15 protein-coding genes and 4 pseudogenes are annotated in these 18982 nt (G+C 58.6%); 15 read left to right on the forward strand and 4 right to left on the reverse strand.

Annotated features, from left to right (window positions below):
• Nucleotides 1–362 precede the first annotated feature (362 nt).
• Nucleotides 363–868: pseudogene (locus IVB41_RS09900) on the reverse strand (NYN domain-containing protein); the annotation flags it as partial.
• 249 nt (nucleotides 869–1117) lie between these two features.
• Here IVB41_RS09900 and IVB41_RS09905 point away from each other — a divergent pair.
• Nucleotides 1118–1394: pseudogene (locus IVB41_RS09905) on the forward strand (DapH/DapD/GlmU-related protein); the annotation flags it as partial.
• A gap of 546 nt (nucleotides 1395–1940) precedes the next feature.
• Here the strand turns inward: IVB41_RS09905 and IVB41_RS09910 are convergent.
• Nucleotides 1941–2324 carry a hypothetical protein gene (locus IVB41_RS09910; protein ID WP_245287791.1) on the reverse strand — a complete coding sequence of 128 codons (384 nt, stop codon included), beginning with the start codon at nucleotides 2322–2324 and terminating at the stop codon, nucleotides 1941–1943.
• 668 nt (nucleotides 2325–2992) lie between these two features.
• Here IVB41_RS09910 and IVB41_RS09915 point away from each other — a divergent pair.
• From IVB41_RS09915 to IVB41_RS09945, 7 genes and pseudogenes are all read left to right on the forward strand, one after another.
• A complete protein-coding gene (locus IVB41_RS09915; protein ID WP_051462784.1) occupies nucleotides 2993–3445 on the forward strand; it encodes a hypothetical protein in 453 nt (150 codons plus the stop codon).
• Between the two features lie 153 nt (nucleotides 3446–3598).
• Nucleotides 3599–4664, forward strand: a pseudogene (locus tag IVB41_RS09920) (IS1182 family transposase); the annotation flags it as partial.
• A 121-nt stretch (nucleotides 4665–4785) separates the two neighbouring features.
• Complete coding sequence (locus tag IVB41_RS09925; protein WP_027567905.1) at nucleotides 4786–5094, forward strand: hypothetical protein; 309 nt, start codon at nucleotides 4786–4788, stop codon at nucleotides 5092–5094.
• A complete protein-coding gene (locus tag IVB41_RS09930) occupies nucleotides 5091–5624 on the forward strand; it encodes a sensor histidine kinase (RefSeq protein WP_247430430.1) in 534 nt (177 codons plus the stop codon). Before IVB41_RS09925 ends, IVB41_RS09930 begins: the two co-directional genes overlap by 4 nt.
• Complete coding sequence (locus IVB41_RS09935) at nucleotides 5611–5919, forward strand: sensor histidine kinase (RefSeq protein ID WP_027567907.1); 309 nt, start codon at nucleotides 5611–5613, stop codon at nucleotides 5917–5919. Before IVB41_RS09930 ends, IVB41_RS09935 begins: the two co-directional genes overlap by 14 nt.
• Before the next feature lie 1923 nt (nucleotides 5920–7842).
• Nucleotides 7843–7980, forward strand: a pseudogene (locus IVB41_RS35780) (NAD(P)-binding protein); the annotation flags it as partial.
• Nucleotides 7981–8066: 86 nt separating this feature from the next.
• A complete protein-coding gene (locus IVB41_RS09945; protein WP_346770816.1) occupies nucleotides 8067–9449 on the forward strand; it encodes an NAD(P)/FAD-dependent oxidoreductase in 1383 nt (460 codons plus the stop codon).
• A gap of 410 nt (nucleotides 9450–9859) precedes the next feature.
• On the opposite strand, the gene IVB41_RS09950 is transcribed toward IVB41_RS09945, so the two are convergent.
• A complete protein-coding gene (locus IVB41_RS09950; RefSeq protein ID WP_027567910.1) occupies nucleotides 9860–10831 on the reverse strand; it encodes an MBL fold metallo-hydrolase in 972 nt (323 codons plus the stop codon).
• 623 nt (nucleotides 10832–11454) lie between these two features.
• Here IVB41_RS09950 and IVB41_RS09955 point away from each other — a divergent pair.
• The 5 genes from IVB41_RS09955 to IVB41_RS09975 are packed head-to-tail and all read left to right on the forward strand — an operon-like array spanning nucleotide 11455 to nucleotide 16002.
• Nucleotides 11455–12690 (forward strand): ABC transporter substrate-binding protein, encoded by a 1236-nt coding sequence (locus IVB41_RS09955; protein WP_027567912.1) that lies wholly within the window; start codon nucleotides 11455–11457, stop codon nucleotides 12688–12690.
• Nucleotides 12691–12696: 6 nt separating this feature from the next.
• Nucleotides 12697–13596, forward strand: coding sequence for a branched-chain amino acid ABC transporter permease (locus tag IVB41_RS09960; protein WP_027567913.1), 900 nt, complete (start codon nucleotides 12697–12699; stop codon nucleotides 13594–13596).
• Nucleotides 13593–14546, forward strand: coding sequence for a branched-chain amino acid ABC transporter permease (locus tag IVB41_RS09965; protein ID WP_027567914.1), 954 nt, complete (start codon nucleotides 13593–13595; stop codon nucleotides 14544–14546). Before IVB41_RS09960 ends, IVB41_RS09965 begins: the two co-directional genes overlap by 4 nt.
• Nucleotides 14543–15295, forward strand: coding sequence for an ABC transporter ATP-binding protein (locus IVB41_RS09970; protein ID WP_035961470.1), 753 nt, complete (start codon nucleotides 14543–14545; stop codon nucleotides 15293–15295). The genes IVB41_RS09965 and IVB41_RS09970 overlap by 4 nt, the downstream gene beginning before the upstream one ends.
• Nucleotides 15292–16002 carry an ABC transporter ATP-binding protein gene (locus IVB41_RS09975; protein WP_027567916.1) on the forward strand — a complete coding sequence of 237 codons (711 nt, stop codon included), beginning with the start codon at nucleotides 15292–15294 and terminating at the stop codon, nucleotides 16000–16002. Before IVB41_RS09970 ends, IVB41_RS09975 begins: the two co-directional genes overlap by 4 nt.
• Before the next feature lie 59 nt (nucleotides 16003–16061).
• Here IVB41_RS09975 and IVB41_RS09980 read toward each other — a convergent pair whose 3' ends face one another.
• Nucleotides 16062–16739, reverse strand: coding sequence for a winged helix-turn-helix domain-containing protein (locus IVB41_RS09980; RefSeq protein ID WP_197031147.1), 678 nt, complete (start codon nucleotides 16737–16739; stop codon nucleotides 16062–16064).
• Nucleotides 16740–16885: 146 nt separating this feature from the next.
• Between IVB41_RS09980 and IVB41_RS09985 the strand changes: the two genes are divergently transcribed.
• Nucleotides 16886–17863 (forward strand): tripartite tricarboxylate transporter substrate binding protein, encoded by a 978-nt coding sequence (locus IVB41_RS09985; RefSeq protein WP_247430433.1) that lies wholly within the window; start codon nucleotides 16886–16888, stop codon nucleotides 17861–17863.
• A gap of 21 nt (nucleotides 17864–17884) precedes the next feature.
• On the forward strand, nucleotides 17885–18898 hold the full coding sequence (locus tag IVB41_RS09990) for an acetylserotonin O-methyltransferase (protein WP_247430436.1): 1014 nt from the start codon (nucleotides 17885–17887) through the stop codon (nucleotides 18896–18898).
• The last annotated feature ends 84 nt before the right edge of the window (nucleotides 18899–18982 follow it).

The raw sequence follows: 18982 nt of genomic DNA on the forward strand, positions 1-18982 counted from the left end.
TTGGGGTACGGCTATGTTCGTCCTCACTTCACCGCGCTTGTCGGAGGAAGAAATCAGCGCGGCAATGAAGGAGTTGCGGAGACTGCGCGTTGAGGTTGCGGTAACTGAGATTGAGTCAGCTCTTCGTCGTTCCAATGTGCGAGTCCTGCGGCCGCGAGGAATTGCCCACCATCGTTGCCTCTCTCAAGGCGCACAGATCCGTAATCTATCGCATCCTGACGGGGGTAGAATCAGATCAGGCTCTCAACGGATCACGTACAATGCCGGGAGGTTGAGGTGGTAAACGACCGTTTTGATCCTATGGCGGCGGACCTTGCGTAGCGCTTAGAAATACAGCGACGATCTCGGATGCAATCCAGTTGCTACAGGTTACTCTCGAGGATCATTTCTCTTTGGTTCCGGTGAGAATCTTGGCAGATGACCGCCCGCTCGCGCTCGCCGCGATCACGCGGGGTGGGGCGTTCGGAAGGGTCGCGGCCGAGCTTGGACCGGAGCTCGACGAGATCGGTGAAGACGTCGGCCTGGCGGCGCAGCTCGTCGGCGATCATCGACGGCTGGCTGGCGATGGTGGAGATCGCGGTGACCCGCACGCCGCGGCGCTGGACGGCCTCGACCAGGGAACGGAAGTCGCCGTCGCCCGAGAACAGCACCATCCGATCGATGTGCTCGGGAGTTCCATGGCATCCACGGCAAGCTCGATGTCCATGTTGCCCTTGACCTTGCGGCGGCCGGAGGCGTCGATGGACGCCTTGGACGCCTTGGACGCCTTGGACGCCTTGGACGCCTTGGTGACGACGGTGTAGCCGTTGTAGTTCAGCCAGTCGATCAGCGGGCGGATCGAGGAGTATTCCTGATCCTCGATGATGGAGCTGATGTGGATCGCCCATGCGCCGTTAGTCTCATGACGAGGTGTCATCCAGCGGGCGTCATGCTTTTGGCTGCTGAAGCGGGCTTGCGGCGATGGCCATCTCTCACCCGGTCCACGCGCGGCGATACCGGCTTGGATTATGTGCCAGTGCTCGCTTGAGCCCTCGGCCCTGACGGCACCGGTTTGCAGATCCGATGGCATCTCCCTTTCAAGCTTCGAGAGGCCTATCTGCTCAGGGACGCGCCGGCCGCTGAATCCAACATCGGCGCCGGCACCATTACCTGCAACTACGACGCCTTCAAGAAGCACAAGACGATCATCGGGCAGGGCGCCTTCTTCGGCACCAATTCCTCGCTGGTCGCACCTGTAACAATCGGCAGCGGCGCCTATATCGGCTTGGGCTCGGTGATCACCCGCGACGTGCCTGATGACGCCATGGCGTTGGAGTAGCCCGCAGACCATCCGCGAAAGTGGCGCTGCCCGCTATCGCGAGATGAAGGCGGGTGGCAAGAAGCCGGCGAAATGAGCGCCGCTAACCGAGGCGCGCGGTATGCTTGCGATCTTTGGAGCAAGGCCCGCGCGCTTTTTTGTCATAATTGGTCCCAACTGTCCCATCTGCTTCGGCTTAGATTTTGTCTGCGAGAACCACCCGGACCGGGCCTGGAGCGAGTGGGGCCGGTGAGCCGTGCGCCTGCAACAGTCGCCGGACATAAACGGGGAATTGAAGAGCCGGATGCCAGCCATATCATCTAAGAGGCAGGTGCGAAGAAGCGCCACCAGTGACAAGCCGCCTGATCGGCTCAAGCGAGCCGCGGATCGCGAAAACATCGGCGTAGCAGTCCTCAATTCAATGGCGCACTTATCATGGTAGCGATTTGGCGCTCCTTGGTCGGATGCACCCAGATGTCAGGCGTGATCTGCCGCACATCGGTCAACTTGAACATGCGTACAGGCAGCCAACGCGGCGTATTCACAGGCCGGCGGTCGGACTGCCTCGGGCCGGCGTGTTTGCTCTGACACATGCGCGGGAGCCGCGGGTTGCCGTCGGCTCCGACGCAAAGCAATCATTGTGCTAGGTCTGACATCGCATCTGCAGGTTCAATGCTTTGAAAAGGCCATCGAAGGCAACTGACGGGCACGGCTTGGCCTCAGCGACAGGTTTTGCGCGACTGGCGCCAATGATTGCCTTGGAAGTTCCGTACCGGGGCCGAGGTCTGGGGAGCATGATCGCTGATTTTGTGTTTGCGCTGAGCTTCTGCTGCTCGATGATCTTCGAAGGTGCTTGCGCGATGAACGCGATGTGGTCCGGTGGATGCACCAGTTCGCTCGAGGAAAGCGGCTGCGGCCGCGCCTTGAATTGCGGAATTTCGAGCCGGTCAGCCTTCATCAGTGTATCGCGAGAGGGGCGCATGCCGGTCGTTTCCTGAACAGGCGTCACCTTCACAGGCTCCTTCATGCGTGGCGCTCCTTCGAGCTCCATCGCGGCGAGGGTACCGAGGCCAACGAGTAAGAGTGCCACTCTCATCTGATTTCACGCTCTCCGAACGAGAAACTTGGCTCAAATCCTCTTGAAGGTGAGCTCCAGAATGGAGAACGATTGCAACCGTCCAATAGGGCCGTTTAGCGGCAGAGGTGAACGAGGGAGAACAGCTACGGGAGAAGATCAACGACAGGGTTAACGCGGGTCGTGCGAACTGGCCCGCTGAAGCGGACAGCTAGCTCGCCGACGATCCTTAAGCTTTGAGCCACCGTCGCAACCTAAGCCAAACTATGCTCAGAAGCGATAGTTTTACTGATGATCTCTACCTTAGGTCGCGCAGCAAAACTCGGAGGTCAACGTGGTTGGAAGCTTTTTGCATTCTTCGCTATCTTGCTAGCGTGGTATGGTATCGCCGACGCCGGAACTATCAATGCGGTGCAAATTGTCGATCTCGCAATTGAGGTGCTCGCGGCCAGTGGTCTCGTGCTGATGGCATTCGAGATTGATTTTCTTCCGGGTCGATTTGGCGCGGGTTCGCTGGCGCCTATTTTGCCTATGTTCTGTTTGGTTTGCCGAGAAAGCTTTCATCACCGAGGGCGGGCCTGCGGCCGTCGTCATCGAAAATGCACATACGCTGCGTTGCGATGCCGTTTCACGATTCGACCTTCAGCAAGGCCTACATGCTTCATGTCGGCATGAACATCGAAGACAAGGAAAATCTCTGTCTTGAAATAGCGCGTGTTTTGCAACCAGGGGCGCTTTTCGCAATCTATGACGTCATGCGAAAAGCCGAAGGCGAGTTGCTGTTTCCTGTGCCATGGGCCACCACAAGCGAGTCGAGCGCCGTAGGCTCTCTCGAGCGCTACAAGCGTGCGTTGGAGCGAGCGGGCTTCGCAATCCTGTCGGAACGCAGCCGAAAGGACTTCGCGCTTGCTTATTTTGCCGACCAAAAAGCCCGCTCGCTCGCCGCCGGCGTTGCTGCATCTCTGGGTCTGCACACGATGGGTGAGAGACGGCAAGATCAAATACGCAGTATGACTGCATGTATCTCAAAGGGCATCATTGCTCCGTGCGAACTGATTGCGCGCAAGGCTTGAGCCGCGGTCCAAGTGCGATCCGCCTCTGGCCATGTCTGTGTTTGGCTCATTGATGACCTGCCACTCGCAGCCGGTGGAGGACCGCTTGTGACCCTGGCTGTGTGAAAACGCCGTGCCTGTTATGATTCCCGCACTGAATCGGCGGGGGCTGGCATGGCTCGTTTCGTTCAAGGAGCTGATCGCGGGCAATCTACTTTGTTGCCGGAATGCCTGGACACTGGGTTGCAGATGACAATCCGGTTCGCGTGATCGACGCCTTCGTTGCAGCCCTCGATCTGGCTGAACTTGGGTTCGGTGGCGTTGAGCCTGCCGGCACAGGTAGGCCGTCGTATCATCCGGCCGCGCTCTTAGGGCTCTACATTTACGGTTATCTCAACCGTGTCCATTCGAGCCGCCGGCTTGAGCATGAAGCTGGCCGCAACGTCGAAGTGATGTGGCTGCTCGCCAGGCTTGCGCCCGATCACAAAACGATTGCCGATTTCCGCAAGGACAATGGTCCCGGCATCAAAAAAGTCTGCGCGCGCTTCGTCGAGGTGTGCCGCAAGATGGGGTTGCTCGCGGCAGCCAGCGTCGCCATCGACGGCAGCAAATTCAAAGCTGTCAATAATCGCGACAAGAACTTCACGCGCGGCAAAGTCGAGCGGCGGCGCACGCAATTGGAAGAGAGTGTTGCGCGCTATCTCGCTCAGCTCGATACCGCCGACCGGCAGGAGTCGTCGGAAACGCTGGAATTAAAAAGACGCGGATCAAAGAACGGCTCGAAAATCTGACCGTTGAAATGGCGAAATTCGCAGTTATTGAAAAACAGGTTCTGGCGTCGCCCGATCAGCAGATATCGTTCACGGATCCTGACAGCCGTTCGATGGCCACGAGCGGCCGTGGTTCCGGCATCGTCGGCTACAACGTGCAGACGGCGGTCGATACAGAAAACCATCTGATCGTCGCGCACGAGGTGACAACAAGTGGCTCAGACCGGTCACAACTTGCAAACATAGCACAGCAGGCCAAAGCCATCCTTGAGGCCGACACGCTCGATGTTGTCGCCGATCGCGGCTACTTCAAGGGCGAAGAAATCCTGGCGTGCGAGCAATCTGGCATCACGGTGACGTTGCCTAAGCCGATGACATCGGGTGCGAAGGCTTCGGGGCGCTTCGGCAAACAGGACGTTGCTTATCTGCCAGATGAGGATGTTTATCGCTGCCCGGCCGGTAAGCAACTCAAACGAACTGTCGTTCGAGGAGATGCTCAAACGTGCGGCCTATCTTCCTCCGCACAGCGCCATCTTCTTCGGGATTCTTTCGGTGGACGCTGCGGGAGTTGCGCATGAGGAGAGCAGGGCAATGGCCCGTCTTCACGCGGCGGCAAACGCGCCGGTGTTCAGCCATATCGACATGTTCTTCGGTCAAGCAATAGTCGGCGGACCGATTACCCTCATCTCAGACGTCAGCCGGCAGGCGGTTGGTGCCGGCATTCGCATCTTGGACGGCGAATCGCCCGCCGCGATCGGCAAGGTAGTGGTCGGACCGGGAATGCCGCGATATGACTGGAAGGAGCTTCAGCGTTGGGACATCAGTGAAAGCAACCTGCTTGCCGGAAGCGAGGTTTTTTTCGTGTTCCCGGCCTATTGGAGCAATATCGGCCCCATATGATCGCCGGGTCGTCACTCCTGCTGCTACAAGCGGGCATCATTTCGTGGCTGCTCTTCGAGCGCCGGCGCCGACATGTTGCGGAGCTGGAGGCTGGCAGTCGCCGCCGGGAGGTCGTTCGCCTAAACCGGGTTGCTACTGCTGGCGCACTATCATCATCCATTGCCCATGAGCTGAACCAGCCCCTTGGAGCCATCCTGAGCAATACGGAGGCGGCGCAGACATTGTTGAAGGCTGACCCGCCCGACCTCAGGCAGATTGGCGAAATTCTTGCCGAAATTGTTCGAGACGATCAGCGCGCCAGCGAGATCATCTTCGGCTTGAAAAACCTACAGGACAACAAAAGGGCTTCCGATCTGCAGGCGTTCGACCTCAACGAAGCGGTGCGCGATGTCGCCGGTATCGTGGGGCCCGAGGCTGTGCGGCGGGAGATCATTTTTACCACCGACTGTGCAACCGATGGATTGCCAGTACGAGCTGATCCGATCCATATGCAGCAGGTGATACTGAAACCCTGCGATGAATGCCCTTGATGCCATGGACGGGTGCGATCCAAAACCAGGCAAGCTGAAGATCCGCACCTTCAAGGATGCAGATTCGGGGACCGCCAGATTGGCCGTGACAGACTCAGGCCGGGGCATTCCGGTGGACAAACTGACCACGATTTTCGAAGCGTTCTTTACGACTAAGGCCCAGGGGACTGGGCTGGGATTGCCGATCGCGCGTACGATCATACAGACCTATGGCGGGAAAATCTGGGCCGAGAACCGCCTGCGCGGCGCAGCATTCTACGTCACGCTTCCATTGGAAAAGGCCATTACCGTTTGAAGTGGAATGTAACTGCTGGGGAGCGTCGGAGGACGCCTCGATCGGACATCGGTGTCGCAATAGATGGGCAGCTCAAGCACGGTTCAGGCCACAGCATCCCATTCCAGGCCTTCTCTCGGATCGAAATCGATCACGGCTCGGCCGGCACGCTGCTGCAGAAGGTCCGGGACGAGGGCACGTCGGCTAAGGCGACAACGGCCGCCAAGAAGGCTCGCAACGCTGCCGCCGGGCAAAAGGAGATGCTGATGCCCATCGCTGAGAAGAGACAGGCGAAGGAAGCGGTAGCCAAGAAGCCGACGGCCAGGTCGCACCGGAAGACCGCCTGAGAGCGTTAGTCTTCCAGGCGCTCGGGACATCTATGGCCGGTCGCATCATAGCACGTCGGCAAGCGCGGCAGCAGCCGCCTCACGAGTCCACCCGGCAGTACCTCATAAGCGATCTCGAACGCGCGCTCGCGGGCGTGAGGGTCAGTACTGTCCTTTCCAGCCGTGATCGTCGCACTCGCGGATTGCGCCAGCTTCGTGCAGCACCGAGTTCGCCGAGCGGTGCAATGTCCCGTTTTCAGCCGCTTGTACTTGGTCACAAGCATGTAGCGCTCCTGCAGTGACGAATCCGTTCGGCCCTCGCTGCTCCCGAGCGGTTAGCATGAGACGGGGATTAGCAATCGGCAGAGCTTCGACCTGGCCACGTGCACTTCACGTCAGTCAGACCGGCAAGACGAAATTCGAAGTAGTCGAGTGCTCGCTCGAAAGCTACGCGGCCCTCGTGCGGCAGCAAAATGAATGGGTTGCAGAGGTAGCCCTGCAGACCGAAATCGCCAAACTGCCGTACAGGGTTGAACTGAGGCGACAATCTTGGAGAGCGTTGATTGTGTTTTATTTTTCGGTCCGGCGATTTGATTTTGTTTGGCACCCTTGAGGGGCGCCGCGCGATGAGGATTACCACATTTGGCGCGACTTGGAATTTCCCGTTCTATCAGCATGGGCACGTCTCTCTTTGGTCCAAACCGGACCTTGAGCGGGACACCATCTGAGGCCCAGCTTCGGGCCGAGAAGCTGACATCGGCTGTCGCCGGTCCTGCGCTCGCTAAGGGCGCGTAAGCAACGTCGGTGTTGGTCTCGATGACCGAAATCAACAGGCCATGGCGCCCGAGCGAACAGATGGGGCTGCTGTTGGAGTTCATTCGTTCGAGGAGTTGGAGACGCCCTCTCCGGTCTTCGCCCGATTGCCGGGTGCCGCTGGCTCCCGATCGAAGAGGGAGTAGATTGGCCGGGAACAAGCCCTGATGCCGGCTGAACAAGGATCGGTCGGGACACGTCTCGAGGAACAGCTCCATCGAATAGCGCTGGACAGTGCGCTGAGCCGTGCCAACCGCGAGCGTACGGTTCGGGTTCGAAACCGCCTGCTGGCCGGTCTTGCGCCGGCGTCGTTTGAGCGGCTTCGTCCCTTCCTTCAACCCGTTGCGCTCAAGCGCCGGGAGGGGGTGTGAACTTCCAGGGGCGGTCCTCAAGATTCTGGTGAGCTATCCAGATGGCTTCGCCGACATGGAGGACCTCGTGCGCGACATGGCTATTACGCATGTCTGCGGCCAAGGTCGCGGTCGCTCCGATTCGATACAGACCGAAAAATTGAATCTAGCGGCCGCTGCAACTCCTCTCATGGTACGTCGAGACGGCAGGTCCGAGAAATGGGGTCTCCGCAAATCGACCTTGATTGCTTCTGGACCGGCTCGGTCTTTGAAGGAGTGCATTCCAGATTTGAAGGCGACGCCCGGCAGTGAGCTGCATTGAGCAGAGAAGGTGAGTTGAGCGCACCGACCGGGACGGTTATAATAATCCAATTCACTTTGACGCAGCGCACTTTACGGCGCTGACGTATACCTACCCTTATGTTTGTGGGGCGGCGTAATGAGCGAGTGCGGAAATGTCGAATGAACCGGTTGAGCTAGACGCGCTGGTTGTTGGTGCGGGCTTTGCGGGTCTCTACCAGCTGTTTCGGCTTCGGGATAACCTTGGCTTGAAAGTCAAGGCCGTAGAAGCGGCCCAGGGTGTTGGGGGCACGTGGTTCTGGAATCGCTACCCTGGAGCTCGGTGCGACTCTGAAAGCCATGTCTATTGGTATACGTTTTCCCTGGATTTGATGCGACAATGGGAGTGGTCCGAACGCTATCCGGGCCAAGCAGAAATTCTGCGTTATCTGAATTTCGTTGCCGACAAGCTCGACCTGAAACGCGACATTCAATTTGGTACCCGGTTGCGTCGGCGCATTACGATGAAGCGACGAATCGCTGGCACATCCGTGCAGAAACGGGCGAGACCTTCATCGCGAAGTTTCTCATTACCGCGGTCGGCTGCCTCTCCACTGCCAACGTGCCCGACATTCTGGGACTGAAGACCTTCAAGGGTGAGTGGTATCATACAGGGCAGTGGCCGCACGAAGGCGTCGAGTTTGCGGGCAAGCGAGTGGGGATGATCGGCACCGGATCGACCGCCATCCAGGCGGCGCCGGTGATCGCCGATCAAGCCAAGCATCTGACCGTATTTCAGCGTACCGCGAACTATTCAGTACCAGCACGCAACGTCCCATTGACGGCGGACTTCAAGCAATATGTCAAAAACAGCGCCAGCGAAATACGCGCGACTACGCATCAAACCTACAATGGCATGGGCTTCAAGGTTGCGGAACGCAAAGCGGTCGACACGCCGCCAGAGGAGCGCGAGAGAATTTATGACGAGGCCTGGGAGCGTGGCGGGCTGCAGTTCCGCGCATCCTTTGAGGACATGCTCGTTTCTAAGGAAGCAAACGACACCGCTGCCGATTTCATAAAAAGGAAGATCCGCTCGATTGTGAAGGATCCCAAGACCGCGGCGGTCCTCGCTGACATTGATCATCCGTATGCGGCCAAGCGCCCGCCGATCGATACCGACTATTTTGAGACCTACAATCGGCAGAATGTCACGCTGGTGGACGTCAAAGCTGCGCCAATCCGGCAGATCTCCGAGATTGGAATTCGCACGGATCAGGCCGAGTACCCCCTAGACATCATAGTTTTTGCGACAGGGTTCGATGCGTTGACGGGACCGCTGCTCAAGATGGATATCCGCGGGCGGGGCGGGATCGCACTCAAGCATGTCTGGGAGGCAGGACCACGCAATTATCTAGGTTTGCAGGTCGCTGGTTTTCCAAACCTCTTCACCATCACGGGGCCCGGCAGTCCATCGGTTCTGTGCAACATGCCCGTAGCCATAGAGCAACATGTCGATTGGATCACCGATTGCATCGCTCATATGCGGACTAACGGGCTGGAGCGGATCGAGGCACGGGCCGACGCCGTCGAGAAATGGGTAAGCGAAGTCAACGAGGCGGCTGCACGAACACTACTGCCGCAGGCAAAGCATTCCTGGTACCTCGGGGCGAATATTCCAGGCAAGCCGCAGGTATTCATGCCATATGCAGGTGGCTTGGTCCGTTATCGCGAGATCTGTCAGAAGGTCGTCACCCGCGGCTACGAAGGTTTCGCTCTGTTATAGTCGTTTGCAATGAGTTCGGCTCGTCTTCCTCGGCGATGGTTCGGTCGTTAACCTGAATCGTGCCTAGCGGAGCTGCAAGCACCTATCCTTCCGAGGCCACCGCCCCTCACGGCCGAAGCGCGCCCCAGAAAGCCGCCAGCTGCAGGTGGAAAATCCTACAAGATTGACGCCTAAGCCGGTGTTCTCCTAAGTCGGGATGTGCGGAGCACAAGCCTGCGCAGGTTGAGCTCCAGCATATCTGCGAGGACCATTATCGTGCGTCGTGGGTTTGACTAACACGTCCGAGTCTGGCTCGAAGGCCACATCGCAGTCCGACACCGTTCTCGTCAGAGACAAGGCGCAAAAATGCCCCGTCAAGTCCGGAGCTAGAGTTTGCTTTGGAGGTCGTCTCTTTTGTCTGCGCTCGGAGTTCAGAGATTCAAGCTCATCGCTTCGGGGTAATAGTGGAAGCCCTCCGATGTCTTGGCGATATGGCCGTAACCTGGCCAGGCAAAATGATAGGACATCACAGGAATCTTGTTTGCAGCAATCATATCTAGCAGTTTGACCCGGCTTTCAGCTGCCTGCTGCGGATCGGTGTCGTACGAGAACTGCATCCGCGGTTTTTCAAGCAGCAGTATCGGATGGTGAGTAAGATCACCGAGGAAGGCGAACGATTTCCCTGCCGACGAGACCATGAAGATTGTGTGACCTACGGTGTGGCCAGGAGCTGCCATGGCCTGCACGCCGGGAAGGAATTCCTGACCGTCCTTGAAGAACACAAGGCGATCTCGTATCGGAAGTAAGTTCTTGCGTGCATGAACGACAAAGTCCTTCAATGGACTGCCAAGCTTGCCTTCATCGGTCCAGAAATCGAAATCGCTCTGAGCTATGTAGTACTGTGCGTTAGGGAATAATGGCTTACCGTCCGCGTCCACAATGCCGCCGATATGATCGATGTGCGCATGTGATAAGACCACGGCGTCGATGTCGGCTGGTTTAATGCCAGCCTCTGCCATACTCTTCTGCTGACGGCCGGTGGTCGGTCCGAAGGCCTTAGACGTTCCCATGCCAGTGTCGAATAGAACTAGCCTGTCACCCATATTCACGATCGGCGAATTCTGCTCCAGCACCACATTTTCCGGTGAGAGGAAATTGTCGCTCAGCATCTTCTTCACTTCTTCATCAGGCACGCCGATGAAGGTCCCTTTCGGAGGACCGAGTGGCAGCGGACCGTCAGAAACGACCGTCACTTCGGCGTCTCCGAGACCGAAGCGATAGAAATAAGCTGGCTGCGTCCCAAGCTTGGGTGCTCGCGCAAAAGCGTTACTGCCCAGCACGGTCGATGCGCCTAATCCTGCGCCGAGGGCGAGCAAGGAGCGCCGCGAAAGGTCGTATGTCATGTTTCCTCCTTTTGTTATTATGAAGTAACATAGCAGGATGCGCTCGTTCCCGAAGGCTGGCAAGGGGCGTCCGTCTTGTGCGAGCGAGCCGTCCGTACATCTCGCTCGTCGGCTCGAAATGACCCGCGTACTGCCGTAGATCGCTCCTGGTGAGCGGAGCTGCGTCACATATCATTTGCGTCTGAGTTCTCCCGGGTCGCCATCTGTCCGTAGTTAAGGTTGGAAGGGAAATGACCGGCGCTGGATGAGCTCGACGTGAGGGACCGCGAGTAGACGTCCTTCCTTCGCGCTAAACACCTCGAGCGACAGGCGCCGAGCGCTCATCTTGCGATCGCTATGTTGTGAGTGTTCATTCCCGAAGCGGATCCGCTTCGCGAAAGTCCATGCGATGAGCGGAATGGGCAAGGTGGATAGCGCGGCACCAGCGCATCGCGGTAAGATCCCGTGACGTATATTGAGCAGCAAGGCGGCGCCCAACTCTACCGGAAGGTACAATGCCCATTACCGAGGCTCCGGCCTCGCTCCATCTTTATGTCGCTTGATCAGCATGGCCTCGCTGATCTACAGTCGGGCACAACACGACTGGTTGATTCAACAGCCGGATCACAGGGAGGTGCAGTTCGATGAGCGGACCCGTCACGCGTCGCACGCTTTTGGCCGGTGGCACGGCTACTTTGGTGGCCGCCCCATGGGTAGCCAGGGCACAGGCAAATACTCTCCGCATAGGCATGCAAAGCATCCTATCGGGACCCATCGCGCTGCTCGGCACCTCTTCGCGCAACTCGCTCCTCATCGAGCAAGATCGCATCAATGCCGCTGGCGGCTTCCTGGGCCGGCAAATCGAGTTCGTATTCCGGGATTCCAAAGGCCAGCCGCAGGAAGCCGCGCGCGTCGCACGTGAACTGGTGAACACTGCAGGCTGCGAGCTGCTGGTCGATGCGGAAGCGTCGTCCGCCTCATTCGCGGTGCAGGAGGTTATGCGGGACCTCAATGTGGCCTGCATTCACACCAACAGCGAGACGTCATCGCTCACCGCTGATCCGAAGATCCGGGTGCCCACCGCATTTCGCGTGGCGCGTCAGGGCGTGCACGATGCTGTCGCCGGCAGCCTCTACCTCGCCGACTTCGCCAATGCCAAGAAAATCAACAAATGGGCGACTTGCTCACCGGACTACGCCTATGGGCGCGACACGACGGCGCAGTATCTGCAGTTCTTCAAGAAGTTCAAACCGGATGTCGAGGTCGTAACCGAGGCCTGGCCCAAGCTCGGCCAGCCGGACTTCACCGAAGTGATTACCAAACTTATCCAGGCCAAGCCGCAGGCGCTGTTCACGCTGCTTTATGCCGGCGATCTCTCGGCGTTCGTGAACCAGGGGAATGTCTATGCTCTGTTCGGGCAGATGACCGTCGCAACTCCGAACGTCGACTATCCAGTGCTGGCCGCGATCAAGAATCTGCCCGCGGGCATCCAGTCGGCCACGCGTTATCTTGAGACATTCCCGGATACGCCGGCGAACAAGGAATGGGGTCAGGCGTACTTCAAAAGGTGGAACGAACGGCCGACTAATTGGTCCTGGCAGAATTCGGTCGCCATGCACTTCTATGAGGCAGCCATCAAGAAGGCCAATTCTTTGGACGGCAAGGTGATAGCGGCTGCCCTGACGGGACTGAAGATCAATTCGCCTTTTGGCGCGGACGGCACCATTACCATGCGGGACGATCACACGACAATCGGCTATGCGATCGGGTGGGGACAGACCATTCCGAAGGATCCGTTCATCACCGACATCAAACCCGCCGATTGGGGCAAGATCATCGAACTTGAGACGGAGTGGAAGAAGCAGCAGAATTACAGCTGACGATCGATGGACTTCAACGCGCTCGGCGCATGTTTTACGACCCCCGCCTGTGTGGTGACGCAGGCCACCAGCGGCCTGATCGTGGGCATGCTGTTGTTCCTGGTGGCTGCCGGCTTGACGCTGATCTTCGGCGTTCTCAAGATCGTCAACTTCGCCCACGGCACCTTCTACATGCTGGGCGGCTATGTAGCTTACAGCGCATATGCCGCGACGGATAGTTACGCGCTCGCCGTGTTGGCGGGCGCGGTGGCCATGGCCTTGTTCGGCGTGCTCTTCGAACGCGTGCTGATGAGCAGGGTCTACGGCAGCAACGTGCTTATGCAGCTTCTGGTGTGCTACGCGGTGGTGCTGATCTTCGACGACATCGTCAAGATTGTCTGGGGGCCCGAGTTCCGCGCCATGGGAATGCCGGCTGCCTTTCAGGTCCCGCCGCTGTTCATTGCAGGCGGCGTCGTGCCTCCGTTTTACGCCGTGCTGATCGGAATAGCTGCGCTGATCGCCATCGTGCTCAGCCTCGGGCTGTCCAGAACGCGCCTCGGCAAGACAGTTCGGGCCGCGGCGGTCAATCCGCAGATGGTCTCGGCGCTGGGGGTCAATACGACGGTGCTGTTCGCGATCGTCTTTGCGATCGGCGGCGGGCTCGCTGGCCTCGCAGGCGCGCTCGCGGGTCCCGTTCGCTCGCTTTCGCCCGGCATGGGCTTTTCGATCCTGATCGAGGGATTCATCGTCACTGTGATCGGCGGTATGGGCTCGATCGCAGGCGCGATGGTAGCGGCGCTCGTCATCGGGCTCGTTCGAGGCTTCGGCACGATCGGCTTCCCCGGCTTCACAGATGGGCTTATCTACATCGTCATGATTGGTATCTTGGTCCTGCGCCCGCAGGGACTGTTCGGCCGCCCCCTATGAAGCGCAATCCTGCCTCGCGCGATGCCCTGTTCGCCGCGATCGTGCTTATCTTGCTGCTCGCGATCCCAATCTTGCACCGTAGCCCGGCCTTCGAGGACTTCATTATCCGTCTCAGCGCGATGGCGCTGTTCGCGACGTCGCTCAATCTGCTGGTCGGCACCACAGGAATGGTCTCATTCGGCCACGGGATGTTCTATGGCTTCGGCGCCTATGCATTTGGCCTCACGATGCAGTTGACGGAATTGTCTCTGCCCGTCGCGGCGCTATTCGCGGTGGCTCTGACGACCATCGCCGCTCTCGTGGTTGGCGCAATCTGCGTCCGACTAAGCACGGACTATTTCGCTTTCATCACCCTCGCGGTGCAGATGCTCTTCTTCAGCGTTATTGTCTCATGGCAGAGCCTGACCGGAGGTGATCAGGGGTTGCGCGGTGGTATTCCTCGCCGTCACATCTTTGGTTTCGACCTGGGTTCGCAGCTTCATCTATACCAGTTCTGCGCCATCGTAGCCGTACTCGGATTGTTGGCGCTCCGCCATGTCTCGATGAGTCCGTTTGGGAATACGTTGCGCATGATCCGCGACAATGCGGAACGCGCTAGCTTTGTCGGCATCGTCCTGTGGCGCGCCCGGCTGCTGGCGTTCACGATCGCGGGCGGCTTCGCCGGGATGGGAGGCGTGCTGGCAGCCCTGTTCGTGTCAGGCGCCTATCCCGAGCTGGCCGATTGGCCCAACTCGGGCCAGGCCATTTTTGCGGTCATGCTGGGAGGCATCAACAGCTTTCTCGGGCCCGTGCTGGGCGCGATGATCCTGCTCGCGCTGAATGACTTGGTGCAGCGTTTCACGGAGTATCACGGACTTGTCCTGGGCGTCGTGATCCTCGCATTCGCGCTTGGCCTGCGCCGAGGCGTACTCGATTTCATCCACCTCGTCTGGAGCAAGCGCGCGCGATGAACGTTGAGATCAATCATCTCACCAAGTCATTCGGCGGCGTACGCGCGATCGACGACGTGTCGCTTGCCTTTCCCTCCGGCAGCTTATCAGCAATTATCGGACCAAACGGGGCCGGCAAGACCACCTTCTTCAACCTGATCAGTGGCGCGTTCATCGCCGATTCTGGCGAGGTGCTGCTTGACCGTGAGGACATTCTCCAGCTCTCCAAAACGGAACGCATGCGGCGGGGCATTGGGCGTGCCTTCCAAGTCGCGAGTTGTTTTCCGACCATGACTGTGCGCGCGAACTTGATGGCTGCGGTCACGGCCCACGCCGGCCGCTGGGCCAGCCTGTCTCATCGCTTTCCGTCCCCTGGCATGCGCGAGCGTGCGGACGATGTGATGGAGTTCGTCGGGTTGACCGATGTTGCCGATGTCGAGGCGAACATCCTCTCGCATGGCGATCAGAAGCTGCTTGATATCGCTATTGCGCTCGCGTTGGAGCCCAAAGTGCTGTTGCTCGATGAACCTACGGCTGGCATGGGCCCGGACGAACGCTGGCGCATGATTGAGCGCGTTCGCGCTCTTTGGGAACGCCGAAAGCTCACACTTATTTTCATCGAGCACGACATGGATATCGTCTTCAAGGTTGCCAGCAGCATTCGCGTGCTCTGCTACGGCAAGGTGCTGGCCGAGGGCACCCCAGACCAGATCCGCAACAACCAGGCTGTCATCGACGCCTATCTTGGGGCAGAGGAGAACGCGACTTGACCGAGCTCTTGCGTGCGGAGGGCGTAAGCGTGTTCTACGACGCGAGCCAGATCCTATTCGGTGTCGATGCTGCGCTCCAGGAAAAGTGTACACTAGCGCTGCTCGGCCGAAATGGCGCGGGCAAGAGCACGACAATGAAGGCGCTCGCTGGCATTGTCCCGGTGCGCAGCGGCCGCATCTTCTTCGCTGGCCGCGACATCACGCACGCACCGCCTCACGCGCGCGCGCAGCTGGGTATGGCTTATGTGCCGGAAGACCGGCAAGTATTCCCCGAGCACAGTGTGGAGGACAACCTCCAGATCGCGGCCAAGAGCGGCCCTGGCGGCCGGCGTGACTGGACGCTGCCGCGGATCTGGGAAACGTTCCCGCTTCTTACAAGGCTTCGATCCCGCCAGGCAGGCCGCCTTTCCGGTGGCGAGCAACAGCTGCTGGTGATCGCTCGTGCGCTGATGGGAAACCCGCTGGTCCTGCTGCTTGACGAGCCTAGCGAAGGGCTGGCGCCGATCATTGTCGCCGACATCAGCAGGGTCTTGCGAGAATTGGGCGCGGGTGGCGCCACGATTTTGCTGGCTGAACAGAACATGCATTTCTGCCTGCGGATTGCACAGGAGGCCCTCGTCATCGATAAGGGCAAAGTCGTACATCGTGAAAGCACGGCAGGCCTTTCAGGAAATGATGATATTCGAAGGCGCTATCTCGCGATGTAGACCCTGCAGAGCAGACATGACGCCTCCGACAGGTTGTTCCCGAAAACCGACCTCCTGCCTCAGTCACGTGTCAGCCGGTCGCCGCGCGCATTGCCCGTCTTCGCATCTATCAGTTGAACCGTAATCCGTACCCGATCCCCGGCCTTTCGCACGCTTCCTTCAACAAGGTAACGGACGCCCAGATCGTGCCCGATCTGCTTTAGGTCAACAGCTTTTCCCTTATGAACAAAACTGGAATTGCGGGCGATCACGAACAGCCACTTGATGCGTGACAGGCCCGTGATGATGTCTTCAACGATGCCATCCGCAAAATATTCTTGTTCGGGATCGCCACTCATGTTCTGAAACGGTAAGACCGCGATAGACGCGCCCGGTATGACGAGCCCTGCAGGGCCGCCCATTTCGGATTGGTCGGTTTCTGGTGGGCGCTCTAGTCCGACGAGGCGATAACCCCGGCCCGGCATAGTAATGATAAAACTCTCGCCATCGGTTCGCCTGTCCAGTTCTTTTCTCAATGCGGAAATGTGGACCTGGATATTGTTCTCCTCCACGGCCAGGCCAGGCCATACCGCGTCAAGGAGTCGATCCTTGGACACAACGTTGCCCTTCGCCAACGCGAGGACACGCAGAATATTCAACGCGCGGCTACTTAGGGCAATCGGCGCGCCCTGAAAGCTCAGTTTGCTGTCGCTCAGATCGAAATGGAAGGGTCCGAAGCTGACCTGATCTTGATCCATCGAGGCCGCCATTCTGCCAGCGGATTCAGGACAATTAAGTTTCTGAACCAAGGAGCTTAAGGGCTACGCGGGGTACAGTCCAGCAGTTACCGCGCAACTTCCTCAAAGAAGGGTGCGCATCAAAACGTGCCGAGGAGGGGTTGATTATGCACTCGACACTGGCAAGGACATTGAGCGTTTTGGTCTGTTTTGGAAGCGTCGACATTGCGCCGGCACCATCGGTGGCAGAGGTCTGGCCCGAGCGCGGCGTGAAGATCATCACTTCGTTCCCCGCGGGTACAGGCGGCGACCTTTCGGCGCGTCTTTACGCTGAGCGACTGGCGCTGCGTTGGGGCAAACCGGTCATTGTCGAGAACAAGCCGGGAGCGGACGGAATCCTGGCGGTCACGTCCGTCATCGGGATGCGTGACAATCACACCCTTCTCTATACCAATGGTGGTCCAGTCACGACCAACGCGTTCAATCATGCTCATTTGCCCTATGATCCCGTGCGCGATCTCATTCCGATATCCTCGGGCGCCGATGTCTCGATCGCAGTGTCGATTCCGGCATCATTGAAGATCGATACACTTGCGGGCTTCATAGCGCTCGCTCGGGCGCAACCGGGTAAGCTCAACTGGGGCGCTACTCCCGGTGCCCTCGACTACGTCGTGCCAAGTTTTTTCAAACGCACCAATCTCGATCTAACCCACGTCTCTTATCGGGAGATCGCACCAGCGCTGCAGGACTTGGCTGAGGGCAGAATTCACTTCTACGTTTCCGCCCTGGCAAGCCAACTTGGTATGGTCGGCAGCGGAAACATCAAAGTCATCGCGGTCACCAACCGAGAGAGAAGCCCATTGCTTGCCGAAGCTCAGACCACGGCTGAAGCTGGCTTCCCCGATCTATCGTTGGAGGGTTTCCTCGGATTCTTTAGCCCACAGGGGATGCCGAAGGATCTGGCCGAGCGGATCGGCGCTGACATTCGCGCGGTTGGTGCTGATCCGGCGATTGGTGCTCGCCTAGCCAGCGGCGGGCTGATCGCTCGCACCAACACGGCCGCGGAATTCGGGGAGATCATTGAAAATGAACGCGCCAAGGTCGCGGCCATCGCGCGTGCCGGCGATGTCAAGGCAAAGCCCTGATCTGGCCGGAGGCAGAACGTCATGCTGCATAGCGACATCACCCCCGATCGGTTGTTTTCACTGGGTACCGGCTATCGATGTGCCAAAGTTTTGCTTTGCGCGGTTGAACTGGACGTGTTCACAGCGCTTGGTGGGCAGCCGCGAGCGGCTGCAGATCTCGCGCGGATGGTCGGTGTCCATAGCCGCTCAGCATGCGATTTCTTCGACGCGCTGGTCGCACTCGGGTTGCTGGAGCGGGATACCGCTGGACGATACGCCAATACCATGGAAGCCAGCCTCTATCTCGATCGGAATAAGCCCTCATATCTTGGCGGTATGTTCAACCAGTTCAATGCCCGTGAATACCAGATGTGGTCGAAGCTAGGTGATGCATTGCGAACCGGTGAGCCTCAGATTGGCAGCACGTCCGCGGAGCATTTCGCGACGATTTATGGTGAGCCGGCACGCTTTCGGACGTTTGTAGACGCGATGACAGCAGGCAGTCTGACGGCGGCGAAAGTCATCGCGGAAAAGTTTCCCTGGTCGAACCACCGGACGCTGATGGATATCGGTACAGCACAAGGGTGTCTTCCAGTGCAGGTCGCTCATTTTCATCCCCACATCACAGGTGGCGGCTTCGATTTACCCGAGCTTTCGAAGGCTTTCGCAGATTATGTCTGCGATAACGAGCTTTCTGAACGCCTGCGTTTCTACCCGGGGAGCTTCTTCCGTGACGATCTTCCAGCCGCGGATGTGCTGGTGTTCGGCCGTGTCCTGCACAATTGGGACCTGGCTACAAAAAAAATGCTCTTACAAAAGGCCTATCAGGTGATCCCAAAAGGCGGTGCGGTGGTTGTTTACGACATGCTGATTGACGATGAGCGACGCACCGCCGCGGGTGGATTGTTATCAAGCCTGAACATGTTGCTGTGGATCAACGCTGGGTTCGGTTACGGTGGGTCGGAGTGCGCCGATTGGATGCGCGAGGCGGGATTCAGTGAAACGCGCATCGAACCGCTTGTAGCCGGGCAATCGATGGTGATCGGCCAGAAATGAGGAGAACCGGGCTTCGACGGCCAATGTTCGGTGCGGCCACAAAAGTCGACCAGAATGTCGGATTCTCTCAGTTGGTGACCTGAA

The organism is Bradyrhizobium sp. 44 (genome assembly GCF_023073095.1).
Taxonomy (GTDB): domain Bacteria; phylum Pseudomonadota; class Alphaproteobacteria; order Rhizobiales; family Xanthobacteraceae; genus Bradyrhizobium.